The 17,354-nt window shown below is 43.3% G+C and carries 18 protein-coding genes; 13 read left to right on the top strand and 5 right to left on the bottom strand.

Annotated elements, in window-relative coordinates:
• Positions 1 to 121 precede the first annotated feature (121 nt).
• The 3 genes from ACW689_RS17100 to ACW689_RS17110 form a co-directional block, all read right to left on the bottom strand.
• Positions 122 to 1,309 (bottom strand): vWA domain-containing protein, encoded by a 1,188-nt coding sequence (locus ACW689_RS17100; protein WP_476293217.1) that lies wholly within the window; start codon positions 1,307 to 1,309, stop codon positions 122 to 124.
• Between the two features lie 4 nt (positions 1,310 to 1,313).
• Complete coding sequence (locus ACW689_RS17105) at positions 1,314 to 2,150, bottom strand: AAA family ATPase (RefSeq protein WP_476293219.1); 837 nt, start codon at positions 2,148 to 2,150, stop codon at positions 1,314 to 1,316.
• A gap of 80 nt (positions 2,151 to 2,230) precedes the next feature.
• Entirely contained in the window at positions 2,231 to 2,455 is a 225-nt protein-coding gene (locus ACW689_RS17110; protein WP_476293220.1) for a DUF1653 domain-containing protein, read from the bottom strand.
• 64 nt (positions 2,456 to 2,519) lie between these two features.
• On the opposite strand from ACW689_RS17110, the gene ACW689_RS17115 reads away from it, so the two are divergent.
• The 10 genes from ACW689_RS17115 to rpoS are packed head-to-tail and all read left to right on the top strand — an operon-like array spanning position 2,520 to position 9,503.
• The gene (locus ACW689_RS17115; RefSeq protein ID WP_476293221.1) at positions 2,520 to 2,999 is read left to right on the top strand and encodes a DUF2947 domain-containing protein; all 480 of its coding nucleotides are present in this window, start codon (positions 2,520 to 2,522) and stop codon (positions 2,997 to 2,999) included.
• A gap of 48 nt (positions 3,000 to 3,047) precedes the next feature.
• A complete protein-coding gene (locus ACW689_RS17120; RefSeq protein WP_476293223.1) occupies positions 3,048 to 3,680 on the top strand; it encodes a hypothetical protein in 633 nt (210 codons plus the stop codon).
• A gap of 42 nt (positions 3,681 to 3,722) precedes the next feature.
• On the top strand, positions 3,723 to 4,016 hold the full coding sequence (gene ftsB, locus ACW689_RS17125; protein WP_476293224.1) for a cell division protein FtsB: 294 nt from the start codon (positions 3,723 to 3,725) through the stop codon (positions 4,014 to 4,016).
• Complete coding sequence (gene ispD / locus ACW689_RS17130; RefSeq protein ID WP_476293225.1) at positions 4,000 to 4,695, top strand: 2-C-methyl-D-erythritol 4-phosphate cytidylyltransferase; 696 nt, start codon at positions 4,000 to 4,002, stop codon at positions 4,693 to 4,695. The genes ftsB and ispD overlap by 17 nt, the downstream gene beginning before the upstream one ends.
• Positions 4,695 to 5,171 (top strand): 2-C-methyl-D-erythritol 2,4-cyclodiphosphate synthase, encoded by a 477-nt coding sequence (ispF, locus tag ACW689_RS17135; protein ID WP_476293226.1) that lies wholly within the window; start codon positions 4,695 to 4,697, stop codon positions 5,169 to 5,171. The genes ispD and ispF overlap by 1 nt, the downstream gene beginning before the upstream one ends.
• A complete protein-coding gene (truD, locus tag ACW689_RS17140; protein ID WP_476293228.1) occupies positions 5,168 to 6,214 on the top strand; it encodes a tRNA pseudouridine(13) synthase TruD in 1,047 nt (348 codons plus the stop codon). Before ispF ends, truD begins: the two co-directional genes overlap by 4 nt.
• Positions 6,195 to 6,944 (top strand): 5'/3'-nucleotidase SurE, encoded by a 750-nt coding sequence (gene surE, locus ACW689_RS17145; protein ID WP_476293229.1) that lies wholly within the window; start codon positions 6,195 to 6,197, stop codon positions 6,942 to 6,944. Before truD ends, surE begins: the two co-directional genes overlap by 20 nt.
• 2 nt (positions 6,945 to 6,946) lie before the next feature.
• Positions 6,947 to 7,585 (top strand): protein-L-isoaspartate(D-aspartate) O-methyltransferase, encoded by a 639-nt coding sequence (locus ACW689_RS17150; protein WP_476293230.1) that lies wholly within the window; start codon positions 6,947 to 6,949, stop codon positions 7,583 to 7,585.
• A gap of 54 nt (positions 7,586 to 7,639) precedes the next feature.
• Entirely contained in the window at positions 7,640 to 8,467 is an 828-nt protein-coding gene (locus ACW689_RS17155) for a peptidoglycan DD-metalloendopeptidase family protein (RefSeq protein ID WP_476293232.1), read from the top strand.
• Positions 8,468 to 8,519: 52 nt separating this feature from the next.
• The gene (gene rpoS / locus ACW689_RS17160) at positions 8,520 to 9,503 is read left to right on the top strand and encodes an RNA polymerase sigma factor RpoS (RefSeq protein ID WP_476293234.1); all 984 of its coding nucleotides are present in this window, start codon (positions 8,520 to 8,522) and stop codon (positions 9,501 to 9,503) included.
• A gap of 65 nt (positions 9,504 to 9,568) precedes the next feature.
• On the opposite strand, the gene mutS is transcribed toward rpoS, so the two are convergent.
• On the bottom strand, positions 9,569 to 12,142 hold the full coding sequence (gene mutS / locus ACW689_RS17165) for a DNA mismatch repair protein MutS (RefSeq protein ID WP_476293236.1): 2,574 nt from the start codon (positions 12,140 to 12,142) through the stop codon (positions 9,569 to 9,571).
• A 22-nt stretch (positions 12,143 to 12,164) separates the two neighbouring features.
• On the opposite strand from mutS, the gene ACW689_RS17170 reads away from it, so the two are divergent.
• Both ACW689_RS17170 and recA read left to right on the top strand, forming a co-directional pair.
• The gene (locus tag ACW689_RS17170; RefSeq protein WP_476293238.1) at positions 12,165 to 12,656 is read left to right on the top strand and encodes a CinA family protein; all 492 of its coding nucleotides are present in this window, start codon (positions 12,165 to 12,167) and stop codon (positions 12,654 to 12,656) included.
• A gap of 64 nt (positions 12,657 to 12,720) precedes the next feature.
• A complete protein-coding gene (gene recA / locus ACW689_RS17175; RefSeq protein ID WP_476293239.1) occupies positions 12,721 to 13,770 on the top strand; it encodes a recombinase RecA in 1,050 nt (349 codons plus the stop codon).
• Positions 13,771 to 13,832: 62 nt separating this feature from the next.
• Here the strand turns inward: recA and ACW689_RS17180 are convergent, their stop codons facing one another.
• On the bottom strand, positions 13,833 to 14,966 hold the full coding sequence (locus tag ACW689_RS17180; protein ID WP_476293328.1) for a DcaP family trimeric outer membrane transporter: 1,134 nt from the start codon (positions 14,964 to 14,966) through the stop codon (positions 13,833 to 13,835).
• Positions 14,967 to 15,375: 409 nt separating this feature from the next.
• Between ACW689_RS17180 and acs the strand changes: the two genes are divergently transcribed.
• Positions 15,376 to 17,313 (top strand): acetate--CoA ligase, encoded by a 1,938-nt coding sequence (gene acs, locus ACW689_RS17185; protein WP_476293240.1) that lies wholly within the window; start codon positions 15,376 to 15,378, stop codon positions 17,311 to 17,313.
• The last annotated feature ends 41 nt before the right edge of the window (positions 17,314 to 17,354 follow it).

The raw sequence follows: 17,354 nt of genomic DNA on the forward strand, positions 1-17,354 counted from the left end.
TCTCTGAGCGTTTTATAAGTAGTCTCTCAGCGCTTTATAAACTGGCTCACTTCACCTTGCGTAAAAAGAGCGTTTCGCTTCGCTCAAGTCGCTAGCCTTTTACACCTAATGCACCTTACACCTAACTCAACTCTTTAATCGCCTGTGTTAAACCTTCTAACGTCATAGGGTACATGCGATTTTGCATGGCTTCTTCAATAATTTGAATTGATTGGTAATAAGGCCAATATTCTTTCGGTTGCGGATTAAGCCAGACTACTTTTTCGAAATGGTTCGTTAGGCGTTGTAGCCAAACGGCGCCAGGTTCTTGATTCCAGTGCTCTACGCAACCGCCCGGATAGGCGATTTCGTATGGGCCCATCGTGGCGTCTCCAACAAAGATTAGGCGATAGTCTTTGCCAAAGCGGTTAATGAGCTGGTGAGTATCTATTAGGCTTGTTTGGCGACGTTCATTGTTTTGCCAAACGTGTTCGTAAACACAATTATGGAAATAAAAGAATTCTAGATGTTTAAATTCACTATGTGCTGCACTGAAAAGTTGCTCACAAAGATGAACATAGTCGTCCATTGAGCCGCCGATATCAAACAGCATTAATACGTTGACTGCATTATGCCGTTCAGGAGCCATTTTGACGTCCAGCATTCCGCCCTGCTTGGCGGTTGCTGCGATTGTTTCATTTAAGTCGAGTTGATCACTGGCACCGCTGCGGGCAAATTTTCGTAGCTTTTTGAGTGCCAATTGCATGGTACGGCTTGATATCTCACTATCGGCATCTAGGTTACGATATTGACGCTTGTCCCATACTTTGACTGCGCGACGTTGTCGGTTACCGTCTTGGCCAATTCTAACCCCTTCAGGGTTGTAACCATAAGCACCAAATGGCGAAGTGCCGCTAGTGCCTATCCATTTGTTACCACCAGCATGTCGCTTTTGTTGCTCAGCTAAGCGCTGCTTAAGGGTTTCTATTAACTTATCTAGTCCACCCATGGCTTCGAGCTGTGCTTTTTGCTCTTCACTGAGGTGTTTCTCGAACTCTTTTCGCAACCAGTCTTCAGGCAAATGAGCACTTTTTTGTAATTGAGTGAGAAAATCAGTATCTTCTATGCCTCGGAAATAATCAGCAAAGGCGCGATCAAATTTATCAAACTGCGTTTCATCCTTAATGAAAATCGTTTTACTCAAATCATAAAACGCATCTAAGTCTGCGAATGCTAAACCTTGGTTTAGGGCATTGAGACAGTCTAAAAGCTCTCTGGGAGAGACTTTCAGGCCATATTTTCTAAGTGTGAAGAAGAATTCGATCAACATAAGGCTAACGTTTACTCATAAATGCTAGCTTTTCAATCAGATTGACATCTTGTTCATTTTTCAGTAGCGCTCCAAACAGCGGCATTAGGCCACCTTTATGAGTATGGTCTTGCAGCGTGCTAAGGTCGATGTCTTCCGCCATTAGCAGTTTTAGCCAATCGAGCAACTCGCTTGTACTTGGCTTTTTCTTTAAGCCGGGGATCTCTCGTAACTTGAAAAAAGATTCCAACGCTTTTTGTACTAGGTTTTGTTTGATCCCCGGATAATGCACATCAATGATCTGCTGCATTTGCTCAGGCGATGGAAAGTCAATGTAGTGGAAAAAACAACGGCGTAAGAATGCATCTGGTAGTTCTTTTTCGTTATTGGAAGTGATGATCACGATTGGGCGAACTTTAGCGCTCACAAGCTCCCCTGTTTCATACACATGAAACTCCATTTTATCGAGCTCTAATAATAGATCGTTTGGAAACTCAATATCTGCCTTATCTATCTCATCAATTAGCAATACTGGACGTTTTTCACCAGAGAATGCCTGCCATAACTTGCCTTTTATGATGTAATTGCTTATGTCATGGACTTTTTCATCACCGAGCTGACTATCACGTAGCCGAGATACAGCATCATATTCATACAGGCCTTGCTGTGCTTTCGTCGTTGACTTTATGTGCCACTGGATCAACTCGGTGTTTAAGCTGTCTGCAAGCTCTTGCGCTAACATGGTTTTGCCCGTGCCTGGTTCACCTTTAATCAATAATGGTTTTTCCAACAAAATAGCTGCATTGACAGCCTGCTTTAGCGCATTACTCGCGATGTAATTCGAGGTACCTTGAAAACTCACACTGATTTCCTATTATCTGGTCTGATGAGGTTAGTGTGCCATAAATAGACAGGCTATCTCTAGTTTTCCTATCGTATGTTTTAGAGCGAAGCAGAGATATATTTGAACCTGGGAACTGAGTGACCATCAACCATGACCTGCTCAGTAAACATTGATAGTGGACGTACCCAGAAATCGAAGTCTCCGTATAGAGTTTGATAAACCACCATGAGTTCTTCAGTTTCACTGTGCTTGGCCACATGATGCACTTGGTACTTTGGCCCTTTATAATGTTGGTAAATCCCGGCTTTTAGTGAATGCTGCATTGTTTGCTCCTATCTTGCTACGGTATACTGCTCTGTAATTTAATAGTGCCAGTTTGGCTAAAAGATGAATTATATTTCTATAGATGAATTTAAAAAAGCGTGGGTATTTAAGCATAAAGATTTACCCATTGCTGAAGCGGATTTAAATGCGATTAAACTGATGACACCAGAGCGCTCCGCAGTACTTTGGAGTACCATGATTTCTCGTGAAAAAGACCACCCTGACTTTTTTACTAAAACAGACTGGCCGGGTAATGATGATACGTGGAGCGAGCAAGTAAATTGGGAAGCGCCTTGGGAAGACGGTATTGAGCATTTACCTGATGAGATCAGCACTTTTTTAAGCTGGGAAGATAACACGACGGTTTATTTTTGCTTATCGAGAGAGCAAGTGTTGGAAACACGTTTTGACATATTTAAACGATGTTGGCAAAACTTCATGTTCTTGGTCGATGGTAGTCTACTTTTGGGAAAGAAACGGCAAACGGTTGTACAGTTTTTAGAAAATGGTCAGGCAAAGCTTGGGCAAAGGATGAAAGGCTAGCCTGTATGCGTATGCCATGCTATAACTTTTGCAACAAGTGGAGGTAGCGTGGCAAAGCAAAGCATTACGGATCTAAAGCAAAATCATTTATGGCAAAACGAGTATGAGCGTTTGCGCTTTGCTGAGCTTGTTAATGTATTTTATGCAAGAGAGATCCCATTGCTCGCGAAGCAATATGCTGGTGAGCAGTTACAAAGAAAGCTTCTGAGCTTACCATACTACGTTGAACGGGCGGCGCGACATATCACCCAAGGTGAAGTGCCTTTGCAGCTCGATTGTCAAAATGGGACTTGGCTTGCCCCACAAAAAAGAGCGTTGCCTGATATCGATGAGAAAAAAAACATCGAGTATTTTACAGCGCAAGCTAAAATCGGTCAGGTTGTACCCGTTGTTATAAATGATGCGGGGTACACTCTCGTTGTCATGGACAGTGTAGATCAAGTAAGAGACAATGGGGTACACTGTAATCAGTATGGCTGGTTCTCTAATTCAGGGCACAGTCATGAAACAGATTCTATGTTATACAAACCCACGAAAGCGCTTATGGTTGCAGCGTGTTGTGGGCATCGATGGCAATATAACAAGGTCATAGACCCCCGTATACTCAGCTTAAGAGAAATGCTGCTAGCCAGTATGATAAATTGGAACAATGTTAAAGCAACAAAACAAAGAAACCATTAAACGTGCTTACTTTTTTTCTCCTTGTTTATGGGATGCTGAGTAATGCGTTTTTTTCAAATAGTTTTGCTTTGCTTAGCTGTTTTTATCCAATACAGATTGTGGCTGGGTAACAATGGTATACAAGATTACTCCCGTATAAAAAGTGCGGTGAACTCTCACCAAGCACTTAACGCTAAACTTTCAAAAAGAAATAAATTATTAAAAGCTGACATTGAAGATCTTAAGCTAGGTCTAGAAGGCGTAGAAGAACGTGCCCGGTTAGAGCTAGGTATGATCAAAGAAAATGAAACCTTCATTCGAGTATTACCGAAACAACACCATGAACCAAGCAATTAAAATAGCTGCGATTGTACCCGCTGCCGGTGTTGGCAGCCGTATGCAAGTAAATCACCCCAAGCAATATCTAAAAATAGGCACACAAACCATTCTAGAGCATACTTTGGCTAAGCTAAGTAACTTAACAGAGCTTGTTGAGATCATCGTCGCGGTGAGCACGAATGATGAATACTACAAAACGCTCAAGCTCGACGATATGCGAATTAGACGCGTAGATGGTGGTAAAGAGCGAGCGGACTCGGTGCTTAATGCACTTGACTCGTTGTCAGAACTGGATCCTGATTGGGTGTTGGTGCATGACGCTGCGCGACCATTAGTGTGCATTGAAGATATGCAGCGATTGATAGATGAGTGTATTGAAGCGCAACAAGGTGGTATTTTAGCTGCTAAAGTCAAAGACACGATAAAGCGGGGTAATACTCATAGTTTGGAAACCGTACCAAGAGAGGCGCTTTGGCAAGCTTTGACACCTCAGTTTTTCCCCTACCGGGCATTGCAGAAATCGTTGCGACAGGCGTTAGCACAAGACGTTGCAATCACCGATGAAGCATCCGCGATGGAATGGTCGGGTCATCCAGTTAAATTGCTACCTGGACGCAGCGACAATATTAAAATCACGACACCCGAAGATTATGAGGTGGCATGCTTTTTAATTTCAAAACAGCAAGAGAGTAAATAATGATAAGAATTGGCCATGGTTTTGATGTGCACAAATTTGGTGGCGATGGTCCATTGACCATCTGTGGCGAAAAGATAGCCTTTGAACAGGGGTTTATTGCTCACTCTGATGGTGATGTTGCAATTCATGCTTTATGTGATGCTTTACTTGGAGCACTTGCGTTGGGAGATATTGGTAAGCACTTTCCGGATACGTCTAATGAATTTGCGGGCATTGATAGTCGAATTTTATTACGCCGTGTTGTTTCTCAAATGAAGTCAATGGGGTATGTGTTAGGTAATTGTGACGTCACCATAGTGGCGCAAGCACCAAAAATGCGTCCTCACATTGACGCAATGCGTGCAAACTTAGCTGTTGATTGTGAAGCAGAGCTTTCGCAAGTGAATGTTAAAGCAACAACAACAGAGAAACTCGGCTTTGAAGGCCGAAAAGAAGGCATTTCTGCTCATGCCGTAGTGGTATTACTCAAATCATGAAGGCGTTAAATTACCTATACGGCGAGCCACAATCACACGGAGACTTTAAAACCTACCCTGAAGATTTCATGGTGGATGAAATTTTAGACATCCCTTTGACTGGGGAAGGTGAACATGTTTGCTTGCAGATCGTAAAAAAAGGTGAAAACACTCAGTTTGTGGCAAAACAAATAGCCAAGCTTGCCGGTGTCCCCCCAAGGGATGTCAGTTACGCAGGACTAAAAGATCGTCATGGGGTTTGTACTCAATGGTTTAGTGTGCCTGTGGCGATTAAAAAAGAGATTGATTTTAGCCAACTCAATAATGATGGCCTTTTTGTTTTAAAGCAAGTTAGGCACAACCGCAAACTCAGAACGGGTTGCCATAGCGGTAATCAATTTAAGATTGTGTTACGTAATGTTGATGTGCCTTTGGATATTCTTTCCCGTATTAATGCAGTGCGTCAGGGAGTCCCCAATTATTTTGGTGAGCAGCGTTTTGGCCATGATGGTCATAACCTTGACATGGCTGAGCGCCTATTTTCAGGCGAGCACATTCGTGACAAAAAACTGCGCGGCATAATTATTTCAGCGGCGCGCTCGCATATTTTTAATCATATTGTGAGTAAACGCGTTGCCGAACATGGTTTAGCGAAAACCTGGCACCGAGAAGTGTTTTTACTCAGAGGTAGCAATGCCTTTTTTGAAGAAGACATTAGTGATGAAACCATAGCACGATTAAGTAACGGCGATATTATGTTGTCTGCGCCGATGGTAGGCAAAGGTGAGAAAGGCTTGGTAGCACAAGAAAAGTCTTGGCTGGAGCCATATACTGCTTGGCAACAAGGGCTTGGCCAGTTAGGCTTAAAAACAGAGCGGCGCGCACTACGACTTATTCCACAAGGTTTAAGCGTAGAGACAATCGATAATAACACTATTAAACTGGCATTTAGTCTACCTAAGGGCACCTTTGCAACGGCTGTCTTACGTGAACTGGTGCGCCATCGTGATGCTAGCAAAGATAATATAAATCAAGAGGTACTCGATGCGGATCCTACTGAGTAATGATGACGGTGTGCACGCTAAAGGCATTGCTGTTTTATATCAAGCACTAACAAAAATTGCAGATGTAACGGTTGTTGCGCCCGATCGAAATTGTAGCGGTGCGAGTAATTCATTGACCTTATTAAACCCCTTAAGAGCGACAGAGTTAGACAATGGTTTTATCTCTGTCAATGGTACACCAACAGATTGTGTTCACCTTGGTGTGAATCAGTTGCTAGAAGAGTTACCAGACTTAGTAGTAGCAGGGATTAACAATGGCGCTAATTTGGGGGATGATACGCTATATTCGGGTACCGTTGCAGCAGCGGCCGAGGGAAGGCATTTGGGCTTACCAGCCATTGCCGTTTCACTTTGTTCAAAGCATGAAATCCATTATGAAACAGCGGCGCAAGTGACGGTTGATATTATTAAACAGCTACAAAATCATCCTTTGCCAAAAGATCAAATCATCAATATTAATGTACCCGACATCCCATACAATGAAGTGAATGGCGTCAGAGTTTGCCGCTTAGGCGCTCGACACAAAGCTGAAACAATGACGAAACAAACCGACCCTTGGGGTCGGAATGTATTTTGGTATGGTAACCTTGGTCATGAAAGTGATGCAGGTGAAGGGACCGACTTCTATGCTGTTAGGCATGGTTATGTTGCGATCACACCGTTGAAAGTAGATATGACCGCACATGACAGCTTAGATGCGATGGCCCGCTGGTTGAATGAGGTTAAATAACCGTGTTGAGCAGTTATAAGCGCAGTGCGAGTGTACTTATGCAACAACTTAGATCACAAGGCGTAACCGATGAAAAGGTACTCAAAGTGATGGAAGAGGTGCCTAGGCACTTATTTGTTGATGACGTGCTACAACATAAATCTTATGAAAATACTGCTTTGCCAATTGGACAGGGGCAAACTATTTCTCAGCCATATATTGTCGCGAAAATGACAGAAGTTTTGCGACAAGTTGGTGTAAAGGGAAAAGTGCTTGAAATCGGTACCGGCTCAGGTTATCAAACCGCAATACTGGCACAGATTTTCGATGAGGTTTGCAGTGTGGAGCGGATCAAGGCGCTACAATGGCAGGCTAAGCGACGCCTACATCTGTTAGATTTGTATAATGTCACCATGAAACACGGTGATGGTTGGCAAGGCTGGCAGACTAAGGCCCCATTTGCAGGCATTATTGTGACGGCCGCCGCCAGGCAAGTACCTAGCCAATTGCTGGAACAGTTAGATGAAGATGGAGCGCTCATTGTTCCTCTTGGTGAACATGAACAGCAACTCACCTTGTTTGTAAGAAAGGGCGAACAGTTTGTAAGGCACGTGCTTGCTCCAGTTCGATTTGTACCTTTGATAGCTGGTGATATCATTTAAATTAAATACCATGTAAATTATTTGCATTGAGATCAAAGTGGTAAAGGGTGAGTAATGCTTAAAACATATCTGTTGCTATTGGCAACCATTAGTATGTTATTAAGTGGGTGCGCAAGCAGAACTTCACCTGCACCTATCACTGAGCTTCAAACTGGTACATCCACTTCAACACAAAAAATTCATATAAAAAATAACCGCTATCGTGTGCAAAAAGGTGACACGCTTTTCGCCATTGCTTTTAGCGCAAATAAAGATGTGCGAACTGTCGCGAAAATTAACAATATCCAGTCTCCTTACGTCATTTATCCTGGGCAACTCGTTTATCTTGAATATCCAAGAAATAAAAATAAAAAGAGCAAAAAATACACTGCCAGTAGCAATAAGTCTAGTAAATGGAAACAAAAAAATAACAAAAGTGATAAAAAAGAGCTTGATAAGCCAAAACAACGAGAGTATGTTCAAAAACATAGCAGCAAAAATGGCAACGCATCTAATGCTATATTTTCCAATAAGGTGCGTTGGCGTTGGCCTGCAGTAGGTAAGGTGACTAAGCGCTTTTCTGATAAAGAAAATGGCTACAAAGGACTTCAAATCACGAATGTTGAAGGAACCCCCGTTAAGGCTGCTGCAGATGGAGTGGTGGTATATGCGGGCAGTGCACTTAGAGGGTACGGTAATTTAATTATCTTGAAACATAATGATGATTACCTAAGTGCGTATGCACATAACTCGAAGTTACAAGTCACTGAGCAGCAGAAAGTTAAAGTTGGGCAAAAAATTGCCGAAATAGGTAGTACAGACGCCACTAAAACAGCATTAAGATTTGAAATCCGTTTTAGAGGTCAGGCTGTCAATCCGGTTAAATATTTGCCAAGTAAGTAGCGAGCACAGTGCATTTTATCGTGTCGCTATTCATTCACTTGGGAGGATGCGTATGGCTCAAACTGCAAATGTGAAAACCAAAAAAACGGACGATTTTGAAGAAAAGCTCGACGAGCTAAATATAGATGATCAAAAGCCTGAGTTGTTAGAAGACGTTGATGACGATGATGATATTTTTGCCAAAGATGAGAACGTTAAAAACTTAGATGCGACTCAGTTATATCTTGGCGAGATAGGTTTTTCACCCTTGTTGAGTGCGGAAGAAGAAGTTTATTACGCACGAAAAGCGCTGAAAGGGTGCGAAGCGTCACGCAAACGTATGATTGAGAGTAATTTACGTTTAGTAGTAAAAATCTCCCGCCGCTATAATAATCGTGGCTTGGCTTTGTTAGATTTGATTGAAGAGGGCAACCTCGGCTTGATTAGAGCTGTTGAAAAGTTTGACCCTGAACGAGGTTTTAGATTCTCGACTTATGCCACTTGGTGGATCAGACAAACGATTGAACGGGCGATTATGAATCAAACCCGTACTATTCGTCTTCCTATTCATGTCGTTAAAGAGTTAAATGTATACCTTCGTACGGCCCGAGAGTTGACTCAGAAGCTTGATCATGAGCCGACAGCGGAGGAAATCGCAGAGTGTTTAGATAGACCTGTTGAAGATGTCACTAAAATGCTGCGTTTGAACGAAAAAATCACTTTGGTGGATACACCTATCGGTGGTGAAAATGATAAAGCATTGCTTGATATTATTGCTGACGAAAAAGGATATGGCCCTGAAAATGAAGTGCAAAATAATGATATCAATAGTCATATTGTTGATTGGCTGGGTGAACTCAATCCTAAACAGCGTGAGGTATTAGCAAGACGCTTTGGTTTGCTCGGTTATGAACCGTCGACGTTAGAAGATGTCGGCAGAGAGATTGGTTTGACACGCGAGCGTGTGCGGCAAATCCAAGTTGAGGCATTAAGACGTTTAAAAGATATTTTGCAACATGAAGGCTTAAGCACAGACAGCTTATTTGAGCAGTTATAAAGCCTTTTTATAAAATCAAAAAAACCACCATGAAGGTGGTTTTTTTGATCTTGCTCCTAAAACAATTACAGTAGCTGTTTTAACTCGTAAAGCAGCGCATGTGCTTCGCGTGGACTTAAATCATCAGGGTTTATCTCACTTAGCGTGTGTTCTAATTGAGAAGGTTGAGCAGCTTCCAAGCTTAGGTTTTGCTGCACAGGCACAGGCTCCACCACGCTTTGGTGATTCTCCAGTTGGCTTAATTTCTGCTTCGCTAAAGCGAGCACCGCTTTAGGCACGCCAGCAAGACCAGCTACTTGTAAACCAAAACTCTTACTTGCCGCGCCATCTAACACTGTATGCTTGAATGCAATCGTATCGTTATGCTCGATTGCATCTAGATGTACGTTAACGAGGCCTAATTGTTGTTCGGCGAGTTCTGTTAGCTCAAAGTAATGTGTCGCAAATAGGGTTTTGGCTTCTAACTGACGTGCTAAATAATCGGCAGTTGCGTAAGCCAACGACAAGCCATCATAGGTGCTGGTTCCGCGTCCAATTTCGTCCATAAGTACCAAGGACTGTTTAGTAGCATTGTTTAAAATAGTGGCCGTTTCGGTCATTTCTACCATGAAAGTTGAACGACCAGATGCGAGATCGTCGCTCGCCCCGATACGTGTGAATATGCGGTCGACTTTGCCTATGTTAGCGGCACTTGCTGGTACATAACTGCCAATGTGTGCCATTAACACGATCAATGCAGTTTGACGCATATAGGTTGATTTACCACCCATGTTAGGACCGGTTATGATCAACATCTTACGCTCACCATTTAAATGAACTGGGTTGGCGATGAACGGATCTTTACTGACTTGTTCAACCACTGGGTGGCGCCCTGCATCTACGTGTATTTCGTCACTATCATTTAAGGTTGGCTTACAATAGTCTAGCGTTTGAGCACGCTCCGCAAGTGTGTTAAGTACATCTAAGTCTGCTAGCGCGCTGGCCATGACTTGTAATTGCTCCAAGTAAGGGGCAATAAACTCAAACAGTTGCTCATAAAGTTGCTTTTCAAGCGCCAGCGCCTTGCTTTGACTTCCAAGCACCTTGTCTTCATGCTCTTTAAGCTCAGGAATAATATAGCGTTCATTGTTTTTAAGTGTTTGTCGACGAATATATTCTGCTGGAACTAGGTGTGAATTGGCGCGACTGATCTCGATATAAAAACCATGTACCTTGTTGTAGCCAATTTTTAATGTGCTGATCCCAGTGCGCTCTCGCTCCCGAGTTTCGAGCTTTTCTAATATATCGGTCGCACCTTGGCTTAAAGCTCGCCACTCGTCCAATTCAGCGTTATACCCAGATGCAATCACACCACCATCGCGGATCAAGATGGGGGGATTATCGATTATGGCACGTTCAAGTAGGTCCTGTAATTTTGGCAATGCAGGAGACTGGGCACAGATCTGTTGAATACGCCCATCATCACTGTCAGCGAGTAAATCATGCAGTGGTGCCAGAGCTTGCAGTGCTGAGCGCAATCGAGTGAGGTCGCGAGGTCTAGCATTACACAAAGCCAAACGTGCGACAACACGCTCAATATCACCAATTTGCTTTAATGCATCATAAGTGTCTAGGCATAGTTGGGTTTCAATGAGACTTGAAATAGCATTCAATCGTGCATTGAGCTCTGTACGATTTCTTATTGGGGTATGAATACGGCGTTTTAGTAATCGCGAGCCCATTGGCGTGGCAGTCTTATCTAGAATTTGCGCCAACGTATTATCAATACTGCCCGAGAGATTAACCGTCAGTTCTAGGTTTTTACGTGTGGCGGCATCTAAGATCACCGCATGTTCATTTTTTTCTAGCGTGATCGCGCGAATATGCGGTAAAGCTGTGCGCTGGGTGTCTTTGACATATTGCATGACACAGCCTGCAGCCACTAAAGCTGTGCTCGCTTGCTCTACACCAAAGCCAATCAGATCTTTAGTTTCAAATTGCTGACAAAGTAAGTGTTTTGCGGTATCTAAATCGAACTCCCAGTCAGGGCGACGGCGAGCGCCTTTAAATTGTTCAATTAAATGCAAGTTAGTAAATGACTCAGGATAGAGCAACTCAGCAGGTTGCAGGCGTTGTAAGGTTGAACTCAGTGCTTCATCCGTTTTAAGTTCAACCATATTGAACTGCCCAGAGTTGATATCTAAGTAGGCGACACCGTATTGTTGCTGTTTATTTTGCCAGAGTGCGGCTAACAGGTTGTCTTGACGTTCTTGTAGTAGCGCCTCATCTGTCACGGTACCCGGTGTTACAATTCTGACTACTTTACGTTCTACAGGCCCTTTACTGGTGGCTGGATCGCCCACTTGCTCACAAATGGCCACCGACTCGCCCATTTGTACCAGACGAGCTAAGTAGTTTTCTACTGCGTGATAAGGAACGCCTGCCATTGGGATAGGTGCGCCCGATGCTTTACCCCGATGAGTTTGCGAAATATCTAATAGTTGCGCAGCACGAATTGCATCATCAAAAAATAATTCGTAAAAGTCACCCATGCGATAGAACAATAAAATATCTTGATGCTCTGCTTTGATCCTAAGATATTGCTGCATCATGGGGGTTTGTTGTTTTATAGTATGTTCAGAATATAAATCTATCGACATGCATCTACCTAAGAGGTTGAATATGGAGCTAAACCTAGAGATTAAAACTCTGGCTGCACAGTTGGGCGCTATTTTAACGGATAAACGTTTGACGATCACTACCGCTGAGTCATGTACAGGTGGTGGAATTAGCTATGCACTGACAGATACGCCTGGTAGCTCAAATTATGTAGATAGGTGTTTTGTTACATACAGCAATGAAGCAAAACAAGCGTTGTTACATGTCAGCGCTGACACATTGGCTAATTACGGTGCAGTGAGTGAGCAAACAGTATTTGAGATGGCAAAGGGGGCTGCAAAAGCTGCGAATGCGGATGTTGCGGTTGCCGTTTCTGGTATCGCAGGTCCAGGCGGTGGCTCCAAAGAAAAGCCTGTGGGTTTAGTTTGGTTTGCAATTAATGTGCAGGGAAGTGTGACCTGTTACGAACAAGTTTTCTTTGGAGAGCGTAGTTATGTTAGAACGCAAGCTATTGCTTTTGCTTTGAAAAATATTGTTTCTCGTATTCAAGGCTAAAATATACTTGATACTGTGATTCTATACAGTATACTGAGCGCATTACGCTAAATTGGAGAAGCAAATGAACGATAACAAACAAAAAGCGCTCGACGCCGCATTGTCACAAATTGAACGTCAATTTGGTAAAGGTTCAATCATGAAGCTAGGCGATAGCCAAGCATTGGATATTGAATCTATCTCAACAGGTTCACTTGGCATTGATATTGCGTTGGGTATTGGTGGTTTACCTACGGGTCGTATTGTTGAAATCTACGGACCTGAGTCATCGGGTAAAACAACGCTTACGTTGCAAGTTATCGCAGAAGCACAGAAACAAGGTAAAACTTGTGCCTTCGTTGATGCTGAACATGCTTTAGATCCAGTTTATGCAGAAAAGTTAGGTGTAAATGTTGATGAACTATTGGTTTCTCAGCCTGACACCGGTGAGCAGGCACTAGAAATTTGCGATATGCTCGTTCGCTCTGGTGCTGTTGATGTGGTGATTGTTGACTCCGTTGCCGCATTAACGCCTAAAGCCGAAATTGAAGGTGATATGGGTGACACTCACGTTGGTTTGCAAGCACGCTTGATGTCACAAGCGCTACGTAAATTGACCGCAAACATTAAGCGTTCTAATACTTTATGTATCTTCATCAACCAAATCCGTATGAAGATTGGTGTGATGTTTGGTAACCCTGAAACAACCACAGGTGGTAACGCACTTAAGTTCTATTCATCTGTGCGTATTGATATTCGTCGTATTGGTTCGGTAAAAGAAGGCGATGAAGTGGTAGGTAACGAAACTCGCGTGAAGATTGTTAAAAACAAGGTGGCACCACCATTTAAACAAGCTGAGTTTATCATCATGTACGGTGAAGGTATTTCTAAACATGGTGAGTTAATTGATTTAGGCGTTAAGCACAAACTAGTTGAAAAGTCAGGTGCTTGGTATAGTTACAATGGCAGTAAAGTAGGTCAAGGTAAGTCAAACTCAATTAAGTTCTTAAAAGAAAACCCTGAGATCGCCAATGAGATTGAAGGTAAATTACGCGAAATGTTGTTGTTGCAAGCAACCATCAAACCTGAAGAAGGTGAAGATCAAGGCTTAGCGGCAACAGATGTTGAGCTGTAATTAAACTGATTTAGCGTAAAAGCCCGGATGTTCCGGGCTTTTTTCATTTTGTAAGCAAGGTTTTAAAATACATATTTGGCTGAGAGCTGTAAACGATTTAGGTCACCATCGATATTCGCTTCGGTATCACGTGTCGCGACCTTATACTCAACACCAAAAGTGAGTTTTTTAACAGGAGAGTAGAGGAGGTTGGCGCTATAACTTTGACTCGATTTAGTGGGGTTACCAGTAATCGCAAGCAAGTGTTCGTCATTATCAGCCGAGAAGAATGAGTATAAGAAGGTGGACCTGAATTGACTGCTCCAATGATGCTGGTAGCTTATAAAGCCTGATGTTGAGTCGATGGCATGTAAATCATTCCCATCAAATACCGCACCGTTCGACACATTTAAGCCGACATAACGGCCTAGGCCTTGTCCGTGCGTGAGCATAAACTTCACGTTATTTTTATCAAAGTTGATTCGCCCTGAAGCACTCACTCCCAGAGATGTTTCCGTTGCATCAGCCGCGCCGAGTTTATAAGTCAGCTGGCGTGCCAATGCAGCAACGACAAAATTACCCCAATCAGCGTTATAGGTATATCTTGCCGTAAAATCAGGCATGCTCGCATCATCGGTCACAACACGCGATTCGGTGGTGGTCGTTATAGTGCTTTCTGGGTTTTCCGCCGAGAATGACCAGTTTCCTACTGTGTATTTCATCATCGCTTGACGAACGAATACCGTACCTTCGGCTGGGCCTACGAAATCAAGTGTTTCAGGCAATGCTCCGACATTTTGAAAGTTTGACCAAGCTTGGCCGAACAACCAGCCTTTGTATGTTGCGTAGGCCTGACGAATTCTTGGCGAGTAGGAGTTGGTCACGCGTTCATTACCACCAATCGACGCGATAAAATCGAGCTCTATTTTGGTTTTTATTTCGCTGCCATCGTCTAGTTTGGTATTTGTCGATAGATTAAAGCGGGATTGCCTCGCATGCATGTCAAACACCGCATCTTCAGAGGTTGATGCTGATACCGGTGTGGTGCCAGGAACATAAAAATCTCGGCCAATATTACCACTGCCTAGTGTGCCATCAGAAAAGTCGCTCCACATGGCATCGAGCTTTATATAACCACCATAATTGATGTCTGTTTGGCCAATTGAAGCCGCCATTGCAGGTAAACAAAATAGGCTCAGTAAGCTAGTTGCAACCATCGTTCTTTTAAATTTATTGGATGTTGTCATAATCATTGTTCCTTTATAGCGACCAATTAGTTATGTTGTCGCAAGAGAAATCGTCGATGATCACTTTTGATTAAGGTTCAATTTTCCTCAATTACCCATTGGTCTATACGACTAAGGTAGAAATGAAATGTGCATTGTTGACGAGTTTGATTTAACAGAGTTGCCTATGATGCTCTTTAAGCTATTGTTTATTAATGGGTATTTTTTATTTTCTTGAGCGAGGAAGTCAGCGGTATGCAGAGCAAATAATGTTGAGATTATTTCATGCTGATGCCTAGAAATAAAAAGTTCTACAACTAAGGTCTAATACTTTCCTTGCTTTGGCTGAGTGATCCTTGGGCAAAGCCTTACGGCGCATAAATTTAATATGGAGATGACTATGTCACAGAGCATTTACCCAGTTCCTGAGGCGATTAAATCAAACGCACTCATTGATAATGACAAATATAATACGCTTTATAAGCAATCAATTGAGGATCCACAGAGCTTTTGGGCAGAGCATGGACAGCGTCTAGAATGGTCTAAACCATTTACTAAAGTGAAGAATACTTCTTTTGATAAAGGCCATATCAGCATCAAATGGTTTGAAGACGGCGAATTGAATGCCTCATATAACTGTATTGACCGCCACCTTAAAGATAAAGCAGACAAAGTGGCGCTGATTTGGGAAGGGGATAATCCTGCCGACAGTGAAAATATCACCTATCAGCAATTACATGATGAAGTCGCCAAGTTGGCAAATGGCTTGAAAAAGTTAGGTGTAGGCAAAGGTGACCGCGTGGCAATTTATATGCCGATGACGCCACAAGCTGTCTATGCAATGCAAGCTTGTGCACGTATTGGTGCCGTTCATTCGGTGGTATTTGGTGGCTTTTCTCCTTCTGCGATTGCTGACCGAATTAAAGACTCGGGTGCCAAAGTGGTGATCACATCCGATGAAGGCCGTCGCGGTGGCAATTGTGTGCCACTCAAAGCGAACGTAGATGAAGCCGTGGCGCAACCTGGCGTGGAAATTGACCACGTGGTTGTTCACCGTTTAACGGGTGGTGAAGTTGAATGGCAAAGCCATGATGTCTGGTGGCATGAGCTGGTAGCGGATGTTGCGTCAACATGTGAACCTACCGCTATGAATGCAGAAGATCCGCTATTCATTCTTTATACTTCAGGCTCAACAGGCCAACCAAAAGGGGTTGTGCATACGACGGGTGGATATCTTGTTTATGCATCAATGACCCATGAGTATGTTTTCGACCTTAAAGAAGATGACGTTTATTGGTGTAGTGCAGATGTGGGTTGGATCACAGGTCACAGCTATATTGCCTATGGCCCACTGGCAAATGGTTGTACGCAAGTTATTTTTGAGGGCGTACCGACTTACCCATCGGCTGGGCGTATTGGTGAAGTGGTTGATAAACATAACGTCACTATTCTATACACTGCACCGACCGCTATTCGTGCTTTGATGGCGAAAGGTGACGAACCTACCGCCACGTCGACACGTTCTAGCTTACGTATTTTGGGTTCAGTTGGTGAGCCTATTAACCCAGAAGCATGGTCTTGGTACTACGACAAAATTGGTAATGGCTCGTGTCCAATTGTTGACACTTGGTGGCAGACGGAAACTGGTGGCATCATGATCACGCCATTACCGGGGGCAACGGATATGAAGCCAGGTTCAGCAACACGTCCTTTCTTTGGCATTGCGCCAGCTCTATTTGATGCGCAAGGTAATGACTTAGCAGGCGCTACAGAAGGTAACTTAGTCATCCTTGATAGCTGGCCTTCACAAGCGAGAACTGTTTATGGCGACCACGAGCGTTTTGAGCAGACTTATTTTTCAGCTTACCCAGGTGTGTATTTCACAGGTGATGGCTGTCGTCGTGATGAAGATGGCTACTATTGGATCACTGGGCGAGTAGATGATGTGCTCAACGTATCAGGGCACCGCTTAGGTACGGCGGAAATTGAAAGTGCTTTGGTTGCACACGAGGCAGTTGCTGAAGCGGCGGTTGTTGGCTATCCACATGATATTAAAGGCCAAGGCATATACGTATATGTTACGCCAAATGAAGGTGTCGTGGTGAGCGACGATTTAACCAAAGAAGTGCGTAATTGGGTGAGAAAAGAGCTAAGTCCAATTGCGTCACCGGATATGATTCAGTGGTCACCGGGTCTTCCAAAAACGCGTTCTGGTAAAATTATGCGTCGTATTTTACGTAAGATTGCAGCCAACGAATATCAACAATTAGGTGATACCTCGACGCTTGCTGATCCGAGTGTGGTTGATGAGCTGATTGAAAATCGCTTAAATCGTTAATTGAACGTTAAAAGCTTGAATTACATTCAATTCTAAACGAC

Source organism: Pseudoalteromonas sp. ABE4_541 (assembly GCF_056312285.1).

Coding starts and splice junctions, on each gene's coding strand:
- ACW689_RS17170 (WP_476293238.1), top strand. CDS start 12,165: ATGGAGCTAAACCTAGAGATTAAAACTCTGGCTGCACAGTTGGGCGCT.
- truD (WP_476293228.1), top strand. CDS start 5,168: ATGAAGGCGTTAAATTACCTATACGGCGAGCCACAATCACACGGAGAC.
- ACW689_RS17115 (WP_476293221.1), top strand. CDS start 2,520: ATGAATTATATTTCTATAGATGAATTTAAAAAAGCGTGGGTATTTAAG.
- ispF (WP_476293226.1), top strand. CDS start 4,695: ATGATAAGAATTGGCCATGGTTTTGATGTGCACAAATTTGGTGGCGAT.
- ACW689_RS17110 (WP_476293220.1), bottom strand. CDS start 2,455: ATGCAGCATTCACTAAAAGCCGGGATTTACCAACATTATAAAGGGCCA.
- rpoS (WP_476293234.1), top strand. CDS start 8,520: ATGGCTCAAACTGCAAATGTGAAAACCAAAAAAACGGACGATTTTGAA.
- ftsB (WP_476293224.1), top strand. CDS start 3,723: ATGCGTTTTTTTCAAATAGTTTTGCTTTGCTTAGCTGTTTTTATCCAA.
- ACW689_RS17155 (WP_476293232.1), top strand. CDS start 7,640: ATGCTTAAAACATATCTGTTGCTATTGGCAACCATTAGTATGTTATTA.
- ispD (WP_476293225.1), top strand. CDS start 4,000: ATGAACCAAGCAATTAAAATAGCTGCGATTGTACCCGCTGCCGGTGTT.
- ACW689_RS17100 (WP_476293217.1), bottom strand. CDS start 1,309: ATGTTGATCGAATTCTTCTTCACACTTAGAAAATATGGCCTGAAAGTC.
- surE (WP_476293229.1), top strand. CDS start 6,195: ATGCGGATCCTACTGAGTAATGATGACGGTGTGCACGCTAAAGGCATT.
- recA (WP_476293239.1), top strand. CDS start 12,721: ATGAACGATAACAAACAAAAAGCGCTCGACGCCGCATTGTCACAAATT.
- mutS (WP_476293236.1), bottom strand. CDS start 12,142: ATGTCGATAGATTTATATTCTGAACATACTATAAAACAACAAACCCCC.
- ACW689_RS17180 (WP_476293328.1), bottom strand. CDS start 14,966: ATGGTTGCAACTAGCTTACTGAGCCTATTTTGTTTACCTGCAATGGCG.
- acs (WP_476293240.1), top strand. CDS start 15,376: ATGTCACAGAGCATTTACCCAGTTCCTGAGGCGATTAAATCAAACGCA.